Origin of the sequence: Duganella sp. Leaf126, from assembly GCF_001423125.1 — a bacterium.
Lineage (GTDB): Bacteria > Pseudomonadota > Gammaproteobacteria > Burkholderiales > Burkholderiaceae_D > Rugamonas.
In genome coordinates this window covers 570907-592417 of the sequence record NZ_LMNW01000031.1, presented here as the reverse complement: position 1 = coordinate 592417, position 21511 = coordinate 570907, and the positions used below count along the sequence as shown (strand labels likewise).

Sequence of the window (21511 nt, the reverse complement as noted above, 5' to 3'; positions counted from 1 at the left end):
GTTGTCGCCGGTAAACGACGCTTTGCCGGGCGGATCGCGGTGTTGCTACGTAAAACCCTTAGTTGTAAAAAGGGTGCGTTTTGATGGGCGGCAAGGCATAATGCTACAATACGATACAAATCTTTCCACCCATGTCCTTGCCGCGGCTCCGTTTTTCCGTCACTGATGTGCAGTTCGCCGCGTTCATTGCGCTGTACCTGCTGTTCGACTGGGTCACCTATATCGACCCGCTGTACGGCCTCAACATCACTCCCTGGAATCCCGATCCGTCGCTGGGCCTGGTGTTCTGGTTGCGCCATGGCTGGCGCGCGGCGCTGCCGTGGTGGATCGCGCTGGCGCTCGGTGAAATCCTGGTGCGCGGCATGCCGGCCGGCCTGCCGCTGACGCTGCTGTTCTCGCTGTGGCTGACGGTCGGCTACGGCTTGGTGGGCGAGGCGCTGCGCCGCACCTTCGGCAGCGACGGCCTGTTCGACAGCCGCCTGCGCCTGTTCCAGTGGGTCGCCATCGTGACCGTGGGCGTGCTGTTCAACGATCTGGTGTATATCAGCCTGCTGTCGTCGGTCGGCCTGGTTCCGGCCGGTAGCTGGAGCACGGCGGTGCTGCGGTTCGGCATCGGCGACATGGTGGGCGTGGTGGTGTCGATGCCGCTGATCTGGATGCTGGCCAATGCGCAGACCCGGCAGCGCCTGCGCGACACCGTGTGGCGGGCCGAAACCCTGGGCTACCTGGCGCTGGCCATCGGCGTGCTGTACCTGGTGTTCGGCAGCATTGCGACGTCGGAATTCAAGGATTTCTATTTCCTGTTCCTGCCGGTGGTCTGGGCCGCCTCGCGCCAGGGTTTGTATGGAACGGCGCTGATGGTGTTCGTGCTGCAGGGCGGTATCGGTGCCCTGGTCAAGCTCAACCACGCGGGCGACATTGCCGTGCACGAGCTGCAGATGCTCGACGCGATGCTGGCGCTGGTCGGTTTTTCGATCGGCATCGTGGTCGACGAGCTGCGCCAGGTATCGAGCGACCTGAAGCAGTCGCTACGGCTGGCGGCAGCCGGCGAGATGGCCGCTGCCCTGGCGCACGAGCTGAACCAGCCGCTGACGGCGCTGGGCACCTATGGCAAGGCCTGCGAATTCCTGCTCGAGCGCGGCGAGAGCGGCGCCATGCTCAAGAACGTGGTGCAGCGCATGATTGCCGAATCGGGCCGCGCGGCCGAAGTGGTGCGCCGCCTGCGCGACTTCTTCCGCACCGGCGCCATGAAGCTCGAGGCGATCGATGCGCGCCACCTGGTGGCCGGGGTCAGCCAGCAGTTCATGGCGCAGCTGCGCGAGCGCGAGGTGCAGCTGAATATCGAGGCGGTGCCGGCCATGTCGGTGCTGGTGGACCGCCTGCAGGTCGAACTGGTGCTGCGCAACCTGCTGGCCAACGCCGTCGAGGCGGTCCAGGAGCAGCCGCCCGGCGCGCGCCGCATCACGGTGTCGGGGACCAGGGTGGACGCGGTGGCCGGCAAGGTCGGGCGCGGCGCCAGGGGGCGGCAGGCGGCGGAGCGGCGCGACTGCCTGCACCTGGCGATCGAGGACAGCGGCAAGGGCGTGTCGCAGGCACTGGCTGCGCGCCTGTTCGAACCGTTCGTCTCGTCCAAGGCCAGCGGCCTGGGCCTGGGCCTGGTGCTGAGCCGCGCCATCATGGAAGCCCATGGCGGCGCCTTGTGGGCCGAGGTCGGCGACAAGGGAATTTTTAAAATGGCGCTGCCGCTGGCACGCGCCGAGGAGCCAGAGCATCATGTTGCTGCATAATCCGGACGCGCCCGACCAGGGCGCCCACAACCTGACCGTCTACATCGTCGACGACGACCCGTCCGTGCGCGACGCACTGGGCCTGTTGCTGGGCGTGCGCGGCTACCGCACCGCCGTGTTTGCCAGCGGCGAAGCCTTTCTGCAGGCATGGCGGCCATCCTGGCGCGGCTGCCTGCTGCTCGACATCCGCATGTCGGGCATCGACGGCCTGGCCCTGCAGCAGGAACTGGCGCGGCAGGGCTGCCGCATCCCGTTCATCATCATGAGCGGCCACGGCGACGTCGGCACGGCCCGCGCCGCCTTCAAGGCCGATGCGATCGACTTCCTGGAAAAACCGTTCGACGACACCAAGCTGATCGCCGCCATCGACGAAGCGCTGCTGCGCGCCCGCTCGGAGCAAAGCGAGCAGCAACGCCGCAGCCGCCACGCCAGCCTGCTGGGCGAACTGACCCCGCGCGAACGCGAAGTGATGGACCTGGTGGTGCTGGGCCGCCACAACCGCGAGATCGGCCCGGCGCTCGGCATCAGTGTGCGCACGGTCGAAGTCCACAAGGCCCGCCTGATGGCCAAGCTCGGCGTCGACAACGTCGCCGACCTGGTCCGCATCAGCATGCTTGAAAACGAACCCTGACGATGCTCAGGCCTGGTAGCAGGCCGGGCAGGACTTTTCGTAGACGTATTCGGGCGACAGTTGCTGGCGCGGGGTGACCACGGCGCGGCAGACGAAGCACTGCACGGTTTCGGTCGGTTCCAGCCTGGGGTTGAGCGCGGTGCGGTAGTCGAAGACGAAGCAGTCGCCCGTGTAATGGGCGCCGCCCACTTCCTCGAAGTATTTGAGGATGCCGCCTTCGAGCTGGTAGACGTTGTCGTAGCCGATGTTCTGCATGTGGATCGCGGCTTTTTCGCAGCGGATGCCGCCGGTGCAGAAGGTGACCACGGTCTTGCCTTCGAAATCGTCCTTGTGGGCGGCGATCACTTCCGGGAACTCGGTGAATTTCTTGATGCGGTAATCGACCGTGTTGTCGAACGTGCCCACGTCCACCTCGAAATCGTTGCGCGTATCGACCATCACCACCGGCTTGCCGTTGTCATCGACACCGTTGTCGAGCCAGCGCTTGAGCGTGTGCGCCTCGACGAACGGCGCGCGGCCTTCTTCCGGCTTGATCAGCGGCATGCGCATGGTGATGATCTCTTTTTTGATCTTGACCAGCATGCGCTTGTGCGACTGCTCGGACGACAGGCTTTCCTTGACTTCCAGGTCGGCAAAACGGGCGTCGCTGCGCACCCAGGCCAGGAACTCGTCGATCTGCGCGCGCGGACCGGAGAGGAACATATTGATGCCTTCCGGGGTCAGGAGGATGGTGCCCTTGAGGCCCAGGCGCGTGCAGATCTCCTGGTATAGCGGCCGCATGGCCTCGGTATCGTCGAAGGTGACGAATTTGTAGGCAGCGATATTGACGTGGGCAGGAGCAACAGCAGCAGCGGCGACAGCAGCGCCAGCATGCGCTTCAGCTTGTAAAGCGGTATTAGCGGACATGGTGGTTGGGGATCGAAAAAGGGGAAGCCGACATTATACGCAAAATGCCGCGCAACAAGGATGGCGCCGCCCGGGGCGCGGCGTTGCGCGGTAAAATAGCAGGTTATTGAACCAGCACCGAGCAGCATATGAACATGGTAGCGAACATGGCAGCAAACGAACAAGCAGCAGGCACCGTCATTGCGCCCGACGAGGGCGCGCTGGAGCCGGTCGGCCCCGCTTTTGTCCACCTGCGGGTCCACTCCGAGTACTCGATCGTCGATGGCCTGGTGCGCATTGACGACCTGGTCAAGACGGCCGCCAAGGACAAGCAGGTGGCGCTGGCCGTCACCGACCTGTCCAATATGTTCGGCATGGTCAAGTTCTACAAGGCGGCGCGCGGCAAGGGCGTCAAGCCGGTGGTCGGCGTCGATGTCTGGATCACCAACGACGAGAACCGCGACAAGCCGTCGCGGCTGATGCTGCTGGCCAAAAACCGCATGGGCTACCTGCAGCTGTGCGAACTGCTGTCGCAGGCGTGGCTGACCAACCAGTACAAGGGCCGGGCCGAGATCCGCACCGAGTGGCTGGCCAACCTGGTCAACCAGCACTACGCACTGCTGCCCGACGATTCGCCGGCCAACGGCCTGATCGCGCTGTCCGGCGCCCATTTCGGCGATGTCGGCATGGCGATTGAGAACGGCAACCCGGAACTGGCCGAGCAGCATGCGCAGAAATGGGCCAGGATTTTCCCCGGCCATTTTTACATCGAAATCCAGCGCGCCGGCCAGCCCAACCAGGAAGTGCAGGTGCGCCACGCGGTATCGCTGGCTGCCAGGCTGGGCCTGCCCGTGGTGGCCACCCATCCGGTGCAGTTCATTTCCAAGGATGAATTCATCGCCCACGAAGCGCGCGTCTGCATCGCCGAGGGCGAGATGCTGGCCAACGGCAAGCGCGTGCGCAGGTTCAACGAGCAGATGCGTTTTCTCACGCAGGCCGAAATGCGCGAGCTGTTCCACGACCTGCCGGCTGCGCTGCACAACTCGGTGGAAATCGCCAAGCGCTGCAACCTCACGCTCACGCTGGGCAAGCCGCAGCTGCCGAATTTCCCCACGCCGGGCATGACCATCGACGAGTTCCTGGTCGCCGAAACGAAAAAAGGGCTGGAAGAGCGGCTGGTGCAGCTGTACCCGGACCCGGTGCGGCGCGACAAGGAGCGGCCGCGCTACGAGGAGCGGCTCGACTTCGAGAACAAGACCATCATCAACATGAAGTTCCCCGGCTACTTCCTGATCGTGGCCGAGTTCATCCAGTGGGGCAAGAACAACGACGTGCCGATCGGCCCGGGCCGCGGTTCGGGCGCCGGTTCGCTGGTGGCCTATGCACTGAAGATCACCGACCTCGATCCGCTCAAGTACAACCTGCTGTTCGAACGTTTCCTGAACCCGGAACGGGTGTCGATGCCCGACTTCGATATCGACTTTTGCCAGGAAAAGCGCGAGCTGGTGATCCAGCACGTGAAAGACCTGTACGGGCGCGATGCGGTGTCGCAGATCGCCACCTTCGGCACCATGGCGGCCAAGGGCGCGATCCGCGACGTCGGCCGCGTGATGGACTTCGGCTACAACTTCTGCGACGGCGTGTCGAAACTGATCCCGTTCAAGCCCGGCAAGCCGGTGTCGATCGCCGAGGCCATCGAGGAAGAACCGATGCTCAAAGAGCGCCAGCAGAACGAGGAAGAAGTGGCGCAGCTGCTGGACCTGGCGCAGCAGGTCGAGGGCATCACCCGTAACATCGGCATGCACGCCGGCGGCGTGCTGATCGCGCCCGGCAAGCTGACCGACTTCTGCCCGCTGTACACGCAGGGCGGCGACGGCGGCGTGGTGTCGCAGTACGACAAGGACGACGTGGAGGCGGTCGGCCTGGTCAAGTTCGACTTCCTGGGCCTGACCACGCTGACCATCCTCGACCGCGCGGTGCGCTACATCAAGGCGCTCGACCCGGCCGAGCAGGATTTCGACCTGGCCAAGCTGCCGCTCAACGACCGGCCGTCGTACGAGCTGCTGACCAAGGCCAAGACGGTCGCGGTATTCCAGCTCGAGTCGCGCGGCATGCAGGGCATGCTCAAGGATGCGCGGCCCGACCGCTTCGAGGACATCATTGCGCTGGTCGCGCTGTACCGTCCAGGCCCGATGGACCTGATCCCCGACTTCTGCAAGCGCAAGCACGGCGAGAAGTTCGACTACCCCGATCCGCGCACCGAATCGATCCTGTCCGAAACCTACGGCATCATGGTGTACCAGGAGCAGGTGATGCAGATGGCGCAGATCGTCGGCGGCTACTCGCTGGGCGGCGCCGACATGCTGCGCCGCGCGATGGGCAAGAAGAAGGCCGAAGAGATGGCCGAGCACCGCGAGATCTTCCGTGCCGGCGCCGCCAAGGACGGCCTGTCGGCGCAAAAGGCCGACGAGATCTTCGACCTGATGGAAAAGTTCGCCGGCTACGGTTTCAACAAGTCGCACGCCGCCGCCTATGCGCTGCTGTCGTACCACACGGCGTACCTGAAGGCGCACCATCCGGCCGCCTTCATGGCAGCGAATATGTCGCTGGCCATGGAAGACACGGAAAAGGTGAAAATCCTGGTCGAAGACGCGATCGATATCTGCGGCCTGACCATCCTGCCGCCCGATATCAACAAGTCCGAGTACCGCTTCGTGCCGGACGGCCCGCCGCCGTCGGTCAGCGGCAAGAAGGTCACGCAGATCCGCTATGGCCTGGGCGCCTGCAAGGGCGCCGGCCAGAACGCGATCGAGGCCATCATTGCCGCGCGCAATGCCGACGGCCCGTTTACCAGCCTGTTCGACTTCTGCAAGCGCGTCGACAAGAAGCAGATCAACCGCCGCACGATCGAGTCGCTGATCCGCGCCGGCGCGTTCGATTGCCTGGGCGTGGACCGGGCGATCTTGCTGGCGTCGGTCAGCTTCGCGATGGAATACGCCGACCAGCAACTGAAGTCCGCCAACCAAGTCAGCCTGTTCGGCGGCGACGACAGCGACCTCGAACCGCCGCCCGACTACGTCAAGGCCGAACCGTTTACCGACCGCCAGCGCCTGGCCGAGGAAAAGATCGCGCTCGGCTTTTACCTGTCCGGCCACATGTTCGATTCGTTCGCGCCCGAAGCGCGCCGCTTCGCGCGCACCAAGCTGGCCGACCTCGAGCCGTCGCGCGATCCGCGTATCCTTTGCGGCGTGATCACCGGCATCCGGCCGCAGATGACCCAGCGCGGCAAGCTGCTGATCGTCAGTCTCGACGACAAGAGCGCGGTGGTGGAAGTGACCGTGTACGCCGAGGTGTTCGAGGAATGCAAGCACATGATCAAGGAAGACGAGTTCCTGGCCGTGATCGGCAAGGTCTCGGAAGACCGCTTCTCGGGCGGCTTGCGCATCTCGGCCGAGAAGGTGTTCGACATCGTCAGCGCCCGCGTCAAGCACGGCAAGCAGCTGGCGATGGCGCTGCCGACCACGGTCGATGTGCGCAAGATGGCCGACGTGCTGGCGCCGCACCGCCATGCGGACGGACTGCCGGTGTCGGCGCGCATCATGCCGCAGGGCGTGGCCTGCACGGTGCAACTGGGGGAAGGGTGGCGCGTGGCGCCGTCGGACGCCTTGCAGCAGGCCTTGCGCCAGCAGCTCGGCGCGCAGGACGTGGCGATCGAATACTGAGCGCGACGTGCGCCGCTGCGGCGCGGGACGGCGGTGCGCCGTCCGCGGTGCTGGCGGGGACCGTTACAGCTGTTCGGCCACGCTGGTGATGGCGTAACCCTTGGCGCCGATCTGCGCCACCGGGTCGGCGATGTGGTAGCGCGACAGGTCGCCCTTGCTGTCGTCGATTTCGACCTTTTCCGCTTCTACGTGCCAGTCGGTGCTGGTCGCTTCTTCCGGGATGGCCTGACCTTCGGGGACGGCCAGGTAGGTGTGCTTGCCTGCCGCTTCGTCACGATAATAGATGTCTACACGCATGGGGTTTCTCCTTTGGCAAAAGCCCATGGTAGCGGATTTTCAGCGGCGGGCGCGTCCGCCTAAAGACCGACGCTGCTGCGCAATGCAGTGGGGAAATGACGCTTGCTTCAGCGGGCAGACTTGTGCAGCGCCCGCACCCTGGCCTGGCGCTGCCACAGCTTGACCTTGCGGCTCACCGTCTGCTTGAGGCGGAACACCAGGCTGTCGGCCAGCGCCTGCCGCACCTGGCGCGCCGCGCGCAGGTCGTCGCGGCGGCTGGTCGAGCGCAGGCTGCCTTGCTCCATCCTGGTCAGCACATGGTCCGGCGTGCCGAACAGCGTGGCGCGGTAGATCTCCTTGAGTTCGCGCCGCAGCGCGCGCCCGGTCGCAGCGGGCAACTGGTAGGAATTCTTCACGGCGCCGATATAAAAATAACTGACCACCGCATCGTAGTGGTCGCGCACGCTGGCGCTGACGCCGGCCTGCTCCAGCGCCGGCCGGCTCAGGCCCAGCGCGGCCGTGAAATCGCGGCAGTAATCGGCGCTGACCGACTTGGTGATGCTGACCGGGTGCTGGCGGTAGGCCAGCAGCTGCTCTGGCAGGTAGTACAGCGAGCGGCAACGCGCCAGCAGGCGCGGCGTCACCGCCACGTCCTCGAACAGGCGGTGGGTCGGATACAGCGGCTGCGCGAAGCCGGCATAGATCGCGCGCCGGATCACGCGCGCCCACGCGTACAGGTGGCGGTCGGCAAAGAACACGTCGAGGATGGTGTCGGCATCGGTGATCAGCGTCGCGGGCGCATAGCCCATGCGCACCACGCGGTTCTTGTCGGGCCGGTCCGGGTGCCACATCGAAAAATCGAGCGCGATGGCGTCCGGCTGGTGGGCGGCGATCACGGTGTCGAGCCGGGCCAGGATGCCCGGCTGCAGCAGGTCGTCGCTGTCGATGAACAGGATGTAGTCGCCGCGCGCCTGCTGCAGGCCGACGTTGCGCACCTGGGCCAGGCCCTGGTTGGCCTGCCGGATCAGGCGCAGCGCGCACTGCGGGGCGGCCGCTGCGTGCGCCTGCACGCGGGCGGCGGTGTCGTCGCGCGAGCCGTCGTCGATGACGATCAGTTCGTGCGCGGCCGTCATCTGCGGCACGATGCGGGCCAGGCAGTCGTCGATGAAGCCGGCGGCGTTATAGGCGGGAACGATGATGCTGATCGTGAGCGGGGCGGACATGTTAATTTGCTTGGTGGAGACGTTGTTGCCTGGTCAGTTGCCAGGTTTTATAGGCGCGGTTGACGGTCTGGCGCAGCTCGAACCATTTGCTGCCGGCCAGTGCCTGGCGTACCTGGTGAGCAATGCGCCGGCTGTCGCGCAGCCGGAGAGACGTGATCTTTCCCGCTTCCAGGTTGTGCAGCGCCTGGTCGAGCGTGCCGAACAGGCCGTCGAGAAAAATCGCATGCAAGGCGGCGCGCAGCTGGCGCGTTTCATCCGAGGCCGGCATGCCGAACGAGGTCTTGATCGCGCACAGGTAGAACAGGCAGGCGGCGCCGTCGAACTCGGTGCGCACGCGCGCGCTGACACCGGCCCGCGCGAGGTGTGGCTTGGCCGAGGCCAGCGCCAGCACGTAGTCGGTGCACCAGCGCGGCGAGGTCATATGCGTGATGCTCAGGGCGTGCTGGCGGTAATGCAGCAGCACCAGCGGCAGGTACACCAGCGTGCTGCAGGCGGCCAGCACGCGCGGCAGCGCGGCCATGTCCTCGAACAGCCGGCCGGACGGAAACAGCGGCAGGCCCAGGTCGAGGTAGATCTGGCGCCGCACGATTTTGCTCCAGGCATACATGCGGCGGTCGGCGAAATAGGGCGCCAGGATGGCATCCTGGCCGTGCAGGACGACGTTGGCGGGATAGCTCAGTTGCGTGGCTTCGAGCGGCTGGTCGGCACGGTACGGATGCCAGAAACAGAAATCGGTGGTGATCACGTCGGGCGCGTGGGTGTCGATGGCCGCGTCGATGCGGTCCAGCACACCGGGCTGCAGCAGGTCGTCGCTGTCGATGAACAGGATGTAGTTGCCGCGCGCCTGCTGCAGGCCGACGTTGCGCACCTCGGCCACGCCCTGGTTGGCTTGCCGTATCAGGCGCAGCGCGCAGTGCGGCGCAGCGGCGGCCTGCGCCTGCACGCGGGCGGCGGTGTCGTCGCGCGAGCCGTCGTCGATCACGATCAGTTCGTGCGCCGGTCCCATCTGTTGGACGATATGGGCCAGGCAATCGTCGATGAAGCCGGCAGCGTTGTAGGCAGGCACGATGATGCTGATGGAAAACGAAGCAGTCATGGTCACCCGGCGTTGCTGAGGCGTTGTTGCCGCGACATCTGCCAGGTTTTATAGGCGCGGTTGACGGTCTGGCGCAGCTCGAACCATTTGCTGCCGGCCAGCGCCTGGCGCACCTGGCGCGCGCAGCGGCGGCCGTTGCGCAGCGTGACCGACGCCAGCGCGCCCCGTTCGAGCCTGTCGAGCGTCTGCTCCACCGAGCCGAACAGGCTGCCCAGGTAAATCTCGCGCACGGCCGCGCGCACCTGCGCCGGGTTGGCCGATGCCGGCAAGCCGAACGAGGTCTTGATCGCACACAGGTAGAACAGCGTGGCTGCACCGTCGAACTCGGCGCGCACGGCCGCACTGTCGCCGGCGCCCGCGCTTTCCAGGTACGGCCTGGCCGAGGCCAGCGCCAGCACGAAATCGGTGCACCAGCGCGGCGTGATCACGCGCGTGATGCTGACCGGGTGCTGGCGGTAGTGCAGCAGCACCAGCGGCACATAGACCAGCGTGCGGCACGCGGCCAGCAGGCGCGGCACGACGGCCATGTCCTCGAACAGCCGGCCGGACGGAAACAGCGGCAAGCCCAGTTGCAGGTAGATGTCGCGCCGGATGATCTTGCACCACACATACATGTGGCGGTCGGCGAAATAGGTCGCCAGGATCGCTTCCTGGCCCTGCACCACGACGTGGGGCCGATAGCTGAGGTGGTGGTCCTCCAGCGGCCGGGCAGTGCGCCCCGGATACCAGATGCGGAAGTCGGTGGCGATCACGTCCGGCGCATGGGCGGCAATGGCGGCGTCGATGCCGTCCAGCGCGCCGGGCTGCAGCAGGTCGTCGCTGTCGACGAACAGGATGTAGTCGCCGCGCGCCTGCGCCACGCCGTTGTTGCGGGCGTCCGCCACGCCGGCGTTGGCCTGCTGCACCACGCGCACCGCACAGCGCGGCCACGCGCTGAACGCAGCCCGCGCGCGTTCCACGGTGGCGTCGGTGGAGCCGTCGTCGATCAGCACCAGCTCGTGGCCGTCGCGCATTTGCGGCAGGATGCAGTCCAGCGTGTCGGCAATGAAGTCCTGAACATTGTAGGCTGGCACCACGATGCTGAGGCGCGGCGCCGTGCTCATTTTGCCAGTCCCAGCGTGGCGCGCACGGTCTTGTCCTGCATCCGCGCCGCCACCCGCGCCTGGTTGCTGCTGGCCTGGTCGCGCACGGCTTCGCGGTGCCACAGGTGCAGCACCTCGGTGGCGAACGCGCCATCCTTGCGCAGCACGCCGGCATTGAACAGGCGCAGCACGAAGTCGGCATCCTCGTGGCCCCAGCCGGTAAAACTTTCGTCGAAACCGTTGATGCGTTCGATGTCGCTGCGCCACGCGGCCATGTTGCAGCCCTTGATGCGGCGCCAGCTGAAGCGGTCCGACTTGCGCCGGAGGTCGGGAAGATGGCACCAAAGTTGTAACAATTTGTTCAATCCACCGCTCAGGCGCAGTTTCAGCTGTCCCCAGGCCGACGTGCGCAGCGGATCGATGGCGCCGGCCAGCACCTGCGCGGTCAGCGCTTCGCTGAGCAGCACGCGACTGCCGGTTACCATGTAGCCCGGCTCGGCCAGCTTGCGGTGCTGGCGGATGAAGCTGGGTTGCGGAATGCAGTCGCCGTCGAGAAAGATCAGGTAGTCGCCTTGCGCGGCCGCGATGCCGAGATTGCGCGCCCGCGCCAGGCGGAAACCGCAGTCTTCCTGCCAGATGTGGCGCAGCGGGAAGGGCGCGCGGGCTTGCAGCTCGGCCACGCAGGCGCGCGTGTTGTCGGTCGAACCATCATCGGCGACAATAACTTCGAACTGTTGCTCGTCCTGGAGGAAGAATGCTTCGATCACCGCACGCAGCGCGTCGGGGCGGTTGTAGGTCGCGATGACGACTGAAATGTTGACTGTTTGTTGCATGAATGGAGACGGCAGTGTGACTTCTCGCGTATGGAACTACTAGAAGAATGATGAATCATAACCTATCGCAAAAGTCCGCCGGCACTGTCTTTTTCAACAGCCTGTTGTTTGCGCCCCCATTCCTGTTTTTGACCGCGCGCGGCGGCACTGGCTTGTGCAGCCTGGTCTATGTACTGGCCGCCATCGTCGGCTGGCGCGCGGTCCGCACCGCCATGGCGCCGCACTGGCGCACGTGTGCGCCGCTGCTGCTGGCCTTCATGGTTCCCCTGCTGCTGGCGCTGGCCGACTACGTGTTCGACTCCGGCATGAAGCTGCGCGAACTGGAGCGCCCGGTGCGCGCGCTCGGTGCTGCCGCCGCGCTGCTGGTGGTGCTGGCCTGGCGACCGTCGCGCCGCTGCCTGTGGTGGGGGCTGATCGCCGGCGCCGTCGCCGGCGCGGTGCTGGTCGGCACCGAGCGCTGGGTACTGGGCATCGAACGTCCGGGCGGTCTGATCAACGCCATCACCTTCGGCGACCTGTCGCTGTGCATGGGCCTGATGTGTCTGGCGGTGATGGGCGATTTCCCCGGCCGCGCCGTGCTGTGGCCGTTGCTGGGGGCGCTGGCCGGCCTGCTGGGCCTGATCGCTACCGGCACCCGTGGCGGCTGGGTGGCGGCCGTGCCGGCCGCCGTGCTGCTGCTGCGTTACCAAGCAGTAGCGGGACGCCGCAGCCGCATCGCCGTGGCGCTGCTGGTGCCGGCGCTGCTGTCGCTGTGTTGTCTGCTGCCGCAGACGGGGGTGCGCGAACGCGCGCTGCAGGGCGTGGCCGATGTGCAGCAATATCTAGCCGGTGGCGAGACCTACACCAATGTCGGCGTTCGACTCGAACTGTGGCATACCGCCACCGTGCTGATTGCCGACCGTCCGTGGCTCGGCCACGGCAGCATGGCGGCCGTGGCGCGCGCCAAACGGGCGCTGGTCGACAGCGGCGCGGCGCCGGCCTACATCCTGCAGTTCGACCACTTCCACAACGACGCACTGCACGCCACCGTGTTTGGCGGCGTGGCCGGTCTGCTGGCCTGGGCCGGCACGCTGCTGCTGCCGTTCCTGTTTTTCCGCCGCCAGCTGCACCGGGGACGCAGCGCGCAGCGCGACCTGGCGGCGCCGGCGCTGGCCGGCATGCTGCTGGTGGTCTGTTATGCCGGCTTCGGCCTGACCGAAGTGATCTTCTGGACCATCCACAGCAGCGTGTTCTATGCGCTCACGCTGTTCATGCTGGCCGGCTTGTGCCTGACGGCGCCGCCTCAGTCCGTGACCGGGTAGGAGAAGGTGCTCACTACGCCGCCCGGCGTGGTGACGGTGATGGTCAGGGCGCCGCTGGTGACGTCGTTCGAGCAGACCGTGGTGCCGGCCGGGACGGACGCATCGCTGACCATCTGCACGTTGTAGATCCAGCCGCTCGAGTCCGGCTGTATCGTGTTCGGCACCACGGTGCTGGCGGCCGACAGCAGACGTCCGTTGGACGTGCTGAAGTCGATCCGGGTGCCGGCCGGCAGGGGATTGCCGGGCAGGTCGAACAGCCAGCTGCTGTCGTTCGGGTGGGCCGCCAGGCGGTTGGTGGCAAACACGGTCGGGTTGTTGTCGCGGATGGCGAACCGGAACGTGCGGGTCTGGTTGACGAACGGCGTGCCCGTGACGCACTGGCTCAGCGCCAGCGTGCCGACGGTGGGCGCGCCGCCGACCGACTGGTCGAGCAGCGAGACGTTGGCCGTGCTGTTCGACAGCACCATCACCATCGACTGCCGCAGGTACACGGTATCGCCGCTGCCGACGCCGGGTGCGCGCAGCACGCCGTTATACAGGCCGTTGCCGCTGGCGCTCCAGGTGCTGTTGCCGCTGGCGCTGAAGAACGGCTCGCCCGAGGCCCGCACCGCGTTGCCGCTGGTGTAGGCGTCGTCGATACCGGCGGCGTTGGCGTCGGTGACGGCGCGGTCGTTGCGGAACGGGTCGCCCAGGTCCGTAAATACTTCGCCGGCGTCATAGCGGTTGTTGCCGTTGGCATCGACAAAACTCTCTTCGCCCAGCGCATAGGCCAGCACCGTCACGCGGCCGTCGGCCGGACGCGGACTGGCGGCGCAGAAGCGCACCGTGCATTCGCCGGGCGTGCCCTTTTGCTTGATCACTGTGCCGTCGGTGAGCGTGGTGGCCGTTTCGCCGGTCAGGCACGAGGCATCGACGGTGCCGCCTTCGGCCGTGAAGCTGACGGCGGTGCCGTCCGGCGCCGGATTGTGGAAGCGGTCGGCCAGGCGCGCGGTCAGCGTGGTGCCGTTGGGCGCCGGGCAGCCGTTGAACGACCCGCCTTCGACGTTGCGCACGACTGCGGCAAGCGAGAAGCTGGCCTGCTCCGGCACGCCGGTGGAGACCACCAGCTGGTCGGAGACGGTGCTGATGCCGGCGCCGGCGGCGCCCGACGGCAAGGTGGCCGAGACCCGCACCGGGGTATTGATGGTGCCCGAGGTGACGACGGTGGCCACCGTGCCGTCGCTGCCGGTGGTGGCGCTGGCCGGGTTGACGGTCAGCCCGCCGACGCTGGTGTTGAGTGCAAAGTTGACGACCTGGCCGGCCAGCGGCTGGCCGACGCTGTTGAGCACCTTGAAGGTGACGGTGGCGGTTTCCTGGCGGCCGGCGCCGCCGGTACCCTTGAGGGCGATGTTTTGCGGCAGCGCCGAAACGAAGGTCAGCTGGCCCGCACTGGCGGCGTTGACCGTCAGGTTGGTGCTGCGGGTCACGGTGGCGCCGCTGACGACGGCCGTGGCGGTGATGACGTCGGTGGTGCCGCAACCGAGGTCGGTGTACGAACTGCTGGCGATGCCGTTGACGGTATTGACCGGTGTGATCAGGCGCGCCTTGCCGGCCGCCACGCAGGGCGAACTGAACGCGACCGACAGCGGCGGCGCGTACGGGGTGCTGCCGCTCATGACCGTGACCTGGACCCCGGCAGTGCCGCCGGCAGCGAGGGTAGTAGGGGCGACCGACAGCGCGCCCAGCGTCACTGCCGAGTAGTCGACCGTGTAATTGACGCTGGCGCTGGCGGTCTTGCCGTCGACGCTGGCGCTGGCCGTGGCCGTGAAGGCGCCGGCGGTGGTGCCCACCGGCAGGGTCACGCGCGCGGTGCCGCTGGTGTCGGTGACCGCCGTGCCGGCCGCCGGCACGAACACGCCCGTGCTGTCGGTGGTGGTGAAGGTGACCACGGTGTTGGCCACGGCGGCATTGGCGCCGTTGCGCAGTACCGCCACCAGGGTGCCGGGGCGGTCGTTGCTGATGCTGGTGATCGGCGCGTTGCTGCTGTCGGTCAGCGCCACCGTCATGCGGGGCGCGGTCGTGGCGGTGGTGCACCCGGGCAGGCTGGGATCGCGGTTGGGATCGAGCGTGCTGCAGCCCTTGTCGCCGCTGCTGCCGCCACCGCCGCAGGCGGACAGCATGACGGCCAGGATGGCCGCCAGGAAGACCTGCAGCAGATAGCCGGGATGACGCTGGCCGGACGTGGTTGGTTTCATGAAGACTCCTGGTTGAAAACGGGGCGGTACTGGCATGGGCAACATGGTGTGCATTATTGGGTGGCGGCGCCGAGGCTCTGGTAGAGCTGCAAGAGCGCCGGTCCCAGCAGCACCACGAGCAGGCTGGGGAAGATGAAGAAAATCAGCGGGAACAGCAGCTTGAGCGCGATCTTGGCGGCCTGCTCCTCGGCGCGCTGGCGGCGCTTGGTGCGCAGCAGTTCCGACTGCACGCGCAGCGAATCGGCCACGCTGGTGCCGAAGCGGTCGGCCTGGATCAGCATCGTCACCAGCGCATCGACATCTTCCACGCCGGTGCGCAGCGACAGGTTGCGCAGCGCCTTTTCCTTGGGACTGCCGGCGCGCAGTTCCAGCGTCACCAGTTGCAGTTCCTCGGCCAGGATCACGCTTTTCAGGCCGATCTCCTGGGCCACGCGCGCCAGCGCCGCATCCATCGCCAGGCCTGCTTCCACGCAGACCGTCATCAGGTCCAGCGCATCGGGAAAACTCTCGAAGATGTCGCGCTGGCGCCGCTTGATCACCTCGTTGAGCACCAGTCCCGGGACGTAGTAACCGATGGCGGCCGCCACCAGCAGATAACTGAGCTTGGTCATGCCTTCGGCCTGGCTGCCGGTGCTGCTCAGGTACAGGAACACCAGCAGCGGCAGCAGCAGGGACAGCCCGGTCTTGGCGGCGTAGAACAGGCCCGGCGCGGCCGGCGTGCGCCAGCCGGCGTTGATGAAGCGGCGCCGCACGGCCGAGGTTTCCCAGCCTTCCGCCGGCACCGACAGCTTGGCCAGCGGCGAGGCCAGGTTGACCAGCTGCTGCAGCCAGCGGCCCTTGTCGAAGCGCGAATCGGTCGGCTCGGACAGTGCTTCGAGCCGGTCGCGCACGGCGGTGTTGGTCAGCAGGCGGGCCGCGACCAGCGCGGCGCCGAAGACGCCGACAAAGACCACGGCCAGAAAAATCAGTTGGATCGCTGTCATGGTGTCAGATCCTGATCTTGGTGATCTTGCGGATCACCAGGAAGCCGACCGCCATCATGCCGGCTGCGCCCATCAGCATGCGCTGGCCCTGCGGATCGACGAACAGCACGGTGAGGAATTCGCGGTTCAATGCGAACATGATGCCGCCCACGCCGAACGGCAGCAGGCCCAGCACCCAGGCCGACATCTTGCCTTCGGCCGACATCACGCGTACCTGCGCCAGCAGGCGCAGGCGGTCGCGGATGATGGCGCTGATCGAGGCCAGCAGCTCGGTCAGGTTGCCGCCCGTCTCGCGCTGGATCAGCACCGCGACCACGAAGTAGCGCAGGTCGGCGCTGGGCACGCGCTGCGCCATGCCCATCAGCGCATCGCCCATGCCGACGCCGAAATTGACTTCGTCGAACACGGCGCGGAATTCGCCCGACAGCGGCATCGGCATCTCGTCGGCCACCATCTTGAGCGCGGTCGGAAACGCGTGACCGGCCTTCATGGCGCGGCTCATCATGTCCAGCGCTTCGGGCAGCAGCAGTTCGATGCGGGTGATGCGGCGCCGCTTGGCGCGGTTCAGTTCCCACCACGGCAGGCAGGCGCTGCACAGGCCCAGCACCAGCCACCCGCTGGCGGGCAGGCCCAGCACCATGGCCAGCACCACGCCGGCCGCCGCCCCCATGGCGATGATGGCCAGCAGGCGCGCAGCGGTCCAGCTGCGGCCCGACTGCAGCAGCAACTGGTCGAGCAGCAGGATGCCGGGCACGCGCAAGAGCAGGCGGTGGGTATCGGGATCGCGGCTCAGCACCCGGTCCTTGGTGATCGAGACGGCCAGCTCGGCGCCTTCGTCGCCGATGGCGTTGCGCAGGCGCCGCGCCACGCGCCTGGCCTGTTCGCCCTGCACATTGTGCACGCTGCTGTAGATGCCCCATACCAGCAGCGCCACCGCGCCGAACACGCACAGGCCGAAGACGATCAGTCGGTAGTCCATGCTGGTCCTTAGTTCGGCTCGAACATGGTGTTCGGCACCGTCACGCCGAAATTGCGCAGGCGCTCGATGAAGCGCGGGCGGATGCCGCTCGGGCTGTGGTGGCCGTGCACGGTGCCGTCGTCGCCCAGGCCGGTCTGCTTGTAGCTGAAGATCTCCTGCATGGTGATCATCTCGCCCTCCATGCCCGTCACTTCCTGGATCGACATCACCTTGCGCTTGCCGTCGGGCAGGCGCGAGACCTGCACCACCACGCCCACGGCAGAACTGATCTGCTGGCGCATGGCCTTGGTGGGCAGGCTGGCGGCAGCCATGCTGATCATGTTCTCCAGGCGCGTCAGTGCGTCGCGCGGGGTGTTGGCGTGGATGGTCGCCATCGAGCCTTCGTGGCCGGTGTTCATGGCGCCCAGCATGTCGAGCGCCTCGGCGCCGCGCACCTCGCCCAGGATGATGCGGTCGGGCCGCATGCGCAGCGCATTGCGCACCAGCGCGCGCTGGCTCACTTCGCCCTTGCCCTCGATGTTCGGCGGCCGGGTTTCCAGCCGCACCACGTGCGGCTGCTGCAGCTGCAGTTCGGCCGCGTCTTCCACCGTGACGATGCGCTCGGTCTGGCCGATGAAGCCGGAAATCACGTTGAGCATGGTGGTCTTGCCGGAGCCGGTACCGCCCGAGATCAGGATGTTGACCTTGGCGCGGCCCAGGCCTTGCAGCACCTCGGCCATGTCGGCCGTCATCGAGCCGTAGGCCACCAGGTCGGCCAGGCGCAGCGGGTCGGCCGAGAAGCGCCGGATCGAGACGATCGGGCCGTCGATGGCCAGCGGCGGGATGATGGCGTTCACGCGCGAGCCGTCAGGCAGGCGCGCATCGACCATCGGGCTCGATTCGTCGATGCGGCGGCCCACGCGCGAGACGATCTTGTCGATGATCTTCATCAGGTGGGCGCTGTCGGTGAAGGTGACGTCGGTCAGCTCCAGCTTGCCGCGCCGCTCGACATAGATCTGGCGGTGGGTGTTGACCAGGATGTCGGAGACGGTAGGGTCTTCCAGCAGCGGTTCGAGCGGACCGAAGCCCAGCATCTCGTTCTGAATGTCGCGCGTGAGGTTCTTGCGCTCGGCGTCGTTGATCACCACCGATTCTTCTTCCAGCAGGCGCTCGACCAGCGTGCGCAGTTCGAGCCGGATCTGGTCCTGCGACAGGCGCTGGATGCTTTCGAGGTCGACCCGGTCGAGCAGGGTCTGGTGCAGCCGGTGCTTGAGGTCCTGGTAGGCGCGGTTGTCGATGCCGGTCACGCGCTGGGCCACCACGCGGGTGGCGCCGGTTTCAAGCCGCTCGCGCAGCGATATGGGGCTGTTCATGTGTGGTCCTCGTCAGTCCTTGCGGCCGCGCAGCTTGTCGATCCAGCTGGCCGGCTTGACGCTGGCGACTTCGCCGCTCAGGCTGCGCCCGAACTCGTCGAGCGCCTTGCTGAGCGGACTGGCCGGCGCCAGCTTCATCACCGGCACGCCCTGGTTGACCGACTGTGCTGCGGCATCGTAGTGGTTCGGTATGGTCTGCATCTGGTCGGTGTCGAAGGCCGCTTCGAGGTCCTTCAGACGGATTTCGCCGCCCTTGTCGTGGCGGTTGACGATCAGCTGGATCTTCTCCTTCGGGTATTCCAGCGAACGGAACACGGTCAGCAGGCGCTTGCCGTCGCGGATGTACGGCAGCGTCGTCTGCAGGATGGGGAAGATCAGGTCGGCGTGGTCGAGCGCGCGGATGGTCACCGCGTCCAGGCTGCGGCCCACGTCGAGGATGATGAAGTCGTACTGCTGGCGTGCCAGCTTGATGATGGCGTCGATGTGGTCGGGCTTGACGTCGCTGGTGTGGGCCGGATCGGACGGTGCGGCCAGCACGCCGTAGTTGGGCAGGATGCTGAGCATGCTCGAGGCCAGGAACGACGGATCGAGCCGGTGGATCTGGCTGGCCACGTCGGACAGGGTGGCCAGCGGCTTGTGGTCGGAGACGAACAGCGAGGCGTCGCCGAACTGCAGATTCATGTCGATCAGTGCCACCCGCTTGGCGCCGCTGGCGGCCAGCGCGTAACCGAGGTTGGTGGCCAGGAAGGTGGCGCCGCTACCGCCCTTGCACGAGATAAAGGCCAGCACCTTGCCGCTGGCGTGGTGGCGGCGGCCCAGTTTCTCGGCGATGCGGTCGAGCACCGGGTACAGCGCGGCGGACGTGACCGGCGTGGGCAGCACCTCGCGCACGCCGGCGCGCATGGCCTGCAGCAGGAAGGTCGATGAGCTCTCGCCGGTCAGCGCGATAAAGGCCATGGCCGGATGCAGGCCGCTCAGGCGTTCGACCTGCACCAGGTCGCCATCCTCGATCGACGGCTGGTCGATGATCAGCACGTCGGGCAATTGCTCGTCGGCCATGCCGGCCAGCCGTATCAGGCCGCCCGACAGCAGGTCCACCTCGTCGCCGGTCGGGCGCGCGCGCAGCAGGCGTCCCAGATCGAGCAGGTGGCGTTCATCCTTGGAAATGACGGCGATTTTCAATGGGTGTCCTCGGCGTTGGGTTCAGCGCGTGCCGGTCGCGGCGCTCACGCCCGTGGTCAGCGAACTGCCCTGGGCTTCCGGCGCGCGGAACGACTTCTGATAGTTTTCATACACGGACTCGGCAGCCTTGCCGTCGATGCCGTTGACCGGCGAACGGTTGTTGCCGGCCTCCGGCTGCAGCGTTTGCTGCGCCAGCGCCTGCTGCACGCTGGTGCCGAACTGGCGGTCCAGCCGGGGCGTCTGCGCGCAGCCGGCCAGCGCCAGCGCGGCGGCCAGCATGGTCAGGGTGACGGAAATCGGTAAGCGGGCCATGCGGTCTCCTATTGGGTGTCGCCGCTGGCAGCGGGTTGGGGCGCACGGCCTTCCATCTTGCCCATGCCAAAGAAATCGAAACGGTTCGGCGGCACGTAGTCGTCGGTCGGCAACTTGGGATTGGGCGCCAGCGGGCGCGCCAGGTGCGGCGTGACGATGAACACCAGCTCGGTGCGGTCGCTCTGGAAATCGCTGCTGCGGAACAGCGCGCCGAGGATCGGAATTTCGCCCAGGCCGGGGAAGGCCTTGATGCTGGTGGTGACGTTGTTCTTGATCAGCCCGCCGATGGCAAAGCTCTGGCCGTCGAACAGCTGCACCGTGGTGCTGGCGCGGCGCGTGGTGAAGGCGGGCAGGATGGCGGTGGCCGTGGCGCCGGTGGCGCTGATGCCGATACCTTCGCGGTTCAGCTCGGACACCTCGGGCGCCACCCGCAGGTTGATGCGGCCGTTCTCGAGCACGGTCGGCGTAAACTTGACGGCCACGCCGTATTCCTTTTCCTCGAGCGTCACGCGCGACGCGCCGTTGGTGCCGTCCTGCGCCACCGGAATGTAGAGCTTGCCGCCAGCGAGGAAGCTGGCCTCCTGGCCGCTGATCGCCATCACCGTCGGTTCGGCCAGGATCTTGACCAGGCCGTCGCGTTTCTGGGCGTCGAGCGTGGCGAAGTTGCCGTTCTTGCCGTTGAAGGCATCGAGCTTGCCGGCATTGCCGGTCAGCAGATTCGACAGCAGGGTGTAGGTCCAGTTGCCGGCGGTGCCGGTCAGCCCGATGTTGGCGCCGAGCTGATCGACCAGGCTTTTCGAGACCTCGGCGATTTTCACTTCCAGCATCACCTGCTGCGGCGCCGACACCGACAGCATGTTGACCACGCGGCTGGCGGCGCTGCCCACGGCGGTGCCGCCGGCCAGCAGGCTGGCGCCGGAATCGACGGCGGTCAGCGGCGCAGCCAGCCCGCTGGCCAGGCCGGCGTTGCCGGCGCCGGCCTGGCCGGCCGTGGCGCCCGTCTGCGCCGGGGCCTGGCTGATGGCGCCGCGCGCGCCGCGCTGCAGGTAGGCGGTGGCCACGGCCACCACCTGGCCGGCGCGGATGGTGTCGGCCACGCTGCCCGACAGGATCAGTACATTGCCCGAGACGGTGACCACGATGTCGTGCTCGTTCGGAAACAGCTCGGTTAGCTGCTGGCGCAGCGGCGCGGCGTCGATGCCCACGCTGATGTCGATGATGGTGGCCTGGCTGGCCTTGTTCCACAGGATCAGGTTGGTGGTGCCGGTGGCCTTGCCCAGCATATAGACCTCGCTGGGATTGATCAGGATGACATCGGCCACGCGTGCATCGCCCACCGCCAGCCGCGTGACCGGGGAGGGCAGGTGCATCAGCGTCGATTTGCCTTCGGCCAGCTCGATCTGCTGCGCCGCCTGCACGCTGCCGGTGCTGGCCATCGGCTTGGCCCCGGCGGGGGCCGCCGACGCGGCAGCGGCAGCCGGCACGGGCCTGGCCTTGTCCGCTGCGTGGGCCAGCGGCGCGGACAGGGTCAGCGGCACCAGGGCGGTCAGCGCGGCCAGCGTGGTCAGTCGGACGGGCGCCGCCTGGGCGTTCCTGCGAAATACGGTCATCGATGGCATCCTTGTGCGTGGTG

The 21511-nt window shown here is 66.9% G+C and carries 17 protein-coding genes; 4 read left to right on the top strand and 13 right to left on the bottom strand.

Annotated features, from left to right (window positions below; translation table 11 throughout):
- The first annotated feature begins 131 nt into the window (after nt 1-131).
- On the top strand, nt 132-1787 hold the full coding sequence (locus ASF61_RS15840) for an ATP-binding protein (RefSeq protein WP_229205873.1): 1656 nt from the start codon (nt 132-134) through the stop codon (nt 1785-1787).
- A complete protein-coding gene (locus ASF61_RS15835; RefSeq protein ID WP_056157580.1) occupies nt 1774-2418 on the top strand; it encodes a response regulator transcription factor in 645 nt (214 codons plus the stop codon). The genes ASF61_RS15840 and ASF61_RS15835 overlap by 14 nt, the downstream gene beginning before the upstream one ends.
- Before the next feature lie 6 nt (nt 2419-2424).
- On the opposite strand, the gene ASF61_RS15830 is transcribed toward ASF61_RS15835, so the two are convergent.
- Nucleotides 2425-3324 (bottom strand): sulfurtransferase, encoded by a 900-nt coding sequence (locus ASF61_RS15830; protein ID WP_056157577.1) that lies wholly within the window; start codon nt 3322-3324, stop codon nt 2425-2427.
- A 146-nt stretch (nt 3325-3470) separates the two neighbouring features.
- Here ASF61_RS15830 and dnaE point away from each other — a divergent pair, with 146 nt between their 5' ends.
- Nucleotides 3471-7025 carry a DNA polymerase III subunit alpha gene (gene dnaE / locus ASF61_RS15825; RefSeq protein ID WP_229205872.1) on the top strand — a complete coding sequence of 1185 codons (3555 nt, stop codon included), beginning with the start codon at nt 3471-3473 and terminating at the stop codon, nt 7023-7025.
- Nucleotides 7026-7088: 63 nt separating this feature from the next.
- Here dnaE and ASF61_RS15820 read toward each other — a convergent pair whose 3' ends face one another.
- The 5 genes from ASF61_RS15820 to ASF61_RS15800 all read right to left on the bottom strand — a co-directional run bounded on the left by ASF61_RS15820 (nt 7089) and on the right by ASF61_RS15800 (nt 11535).
- Nucleotides 7089-7322, bottom strand: a complete 234-nt coding sequence (locus tag ASF61_RS15820; RefSeq protein ID WP_056157572.1) for a DUF6139 family protein — start codon at nt 7320-7322, stop codon at nt 7089-7091.
- Between the two features lie 107 nt (nt 7323-7429).
- Nucleotides 7430-8524: a glycosyltransferase family 2 protein gene (locus tag ASF61_RS15815; RefSeq protein ID WP_056157568.1), complete on the bottom strand. Its 1095-nt coding sequence runs from the start codon at nt 8522-8524 to the stop codon at nt 7430-7432.
- Nucleotide 8525: 1 nt separating this feature from the next.
- Nucleotides 8526-9620, bottom strand: coding sequence for a glycosyltransferase (locus ASF61_RS15810; RefSeq protein ID WP_056157564.1), 1095 nt, complete (start codon nt 9618-9620; stop codon nt 8526-8528).
- 2 nt (nt 9621-9622) lie between these two features.
- Nucleotides 9623-10723, bottom strand: coding sequence for a glycosyltransferase family A protein (locus ASF61_RS15805; protein ID WP_056157561.1), 1101 nt, complete (start codon nt 10721-10723; stop codon nt 9623-9625).
- Nucleotides 10720-11535, bottom strand: a complete 816-nt coding sequence (locus tag ASF61_RS15800) for a glycosyltransferase family 2 protein (protein ID WP_056157558.1) — start codon at nt 11533-11535, stop codon at nt 10720-10722. The genes ASF61_RS15805 and ASF61_RS15800 overlap by 4 nt, the downstream gene beginning before the upstream one ends.
- Nucleotides 11536-11582: 47 nt before the next feature.
- On the opposite strand from ASF61_RS15800, the gene ASF61_RS15795 reads away from it, so the two are divergent.
- Nucleotides 11583-12836, top strand: coding sequence for an O-antigen ligase (locus ASF61_RS15795; protein ID WP_056157555.1), 1254 nt, complete (start codon nt 11583-11585; stop codon nt 12834-12836).
- Here the strand turns inward: ASF61_RS15795 and ASF61_RS15790 are convergent.
- The 7 genes from ASF61_RS15790 to ASF61_RS15760 are packed head-to-tail and all read right to left on the bottom strand — an operon-like array spanning nt 12818 to nt 21488.
- Nucleotides 12818-15070 carry a hypothetical protein gene (locus tag ASF61_RS15790; protein WP_056157551.1) on the bottom strand — a complete coding sequence of 751 codons (2253 nt, stop codon included), beginning with the start codon at nt 15068-15070 and terminating at the stop codon, nt 12818-12820. The two genes, ASF61_RS15795 and ASF61_RS15790, sit on opposite strands and share 19 nt — an antisense overlap.
- 53 nt (nt 15071-15123) lie before the next feature.
- Complete coding sequence (locus ASF61_RS15785; RefSeq protein WP_056157548.1) at nt 15124-16053, bottom strand: type II secretion system F family protein; 930 nt, start codon at nt 16051-16053, stop codon at nt 15124-15126.
- A gap of 4 nt (nt 16054-16057) precedes the next feature.
- A complete protein-coding gene (locus tag ASF61_RS15780; RefSeq protein ID WP_056157545.1) occupies nt 16058-17032 on the bottom strand; it encodes a type II secretion system F family protein in 975 nt (324 codons plus the stop codon).
- Between the two features lie 8 nt (nt 17033-17040).
- Nucleotides 17041-18384 carry a CpaF family protein gene (locus ASF61_RS15775; RefSeq protein ID WP_200919878.1) on the bottom strand — a complete coding sequence of 448 codons (1344 nt, stop codon included), beginning with the start codon at nt 18382-18384 and terminating at the stop codon, nt 17041-17043.
- 12 nt (nt 18385-18396) lie between these two features.
- Nucleotides 18397-19566 carry an AAA family ATPase gene (locus tag ASF61_RS15770; RefSeq protein WP_056157543.1) on the bottom strand — a complete coding sequence of 390 codons (1170 nt, stop codon included), beginning with the start codon at nt 19564-19566 and terminating at the stop codon, nt 18397-18399.
- Between the two features lie 21 nt (nt 19567-19587).
- Entirely contained in the window at nt 19588-19878 is a 291-nt protein-coding gene (locus ASF61_RS15765; RefSeq protein WP_056157540.1) for a hypothetical protein, read from the bottom strand.
- Nucleotides 19879-19886: 8 nt separating this feature from the next.
- A complete protein-coding gene (locus ASF61_RS15760; protein WP_056157537.1) occupies nt 19887-21488 on the bottom strand; it encodes a type II and III secretion system protein family protein in 1602 nt (533 codons plus the stop codon).
- Nucleotides 21489-21511: the final 23 nt, after the last annotated feature.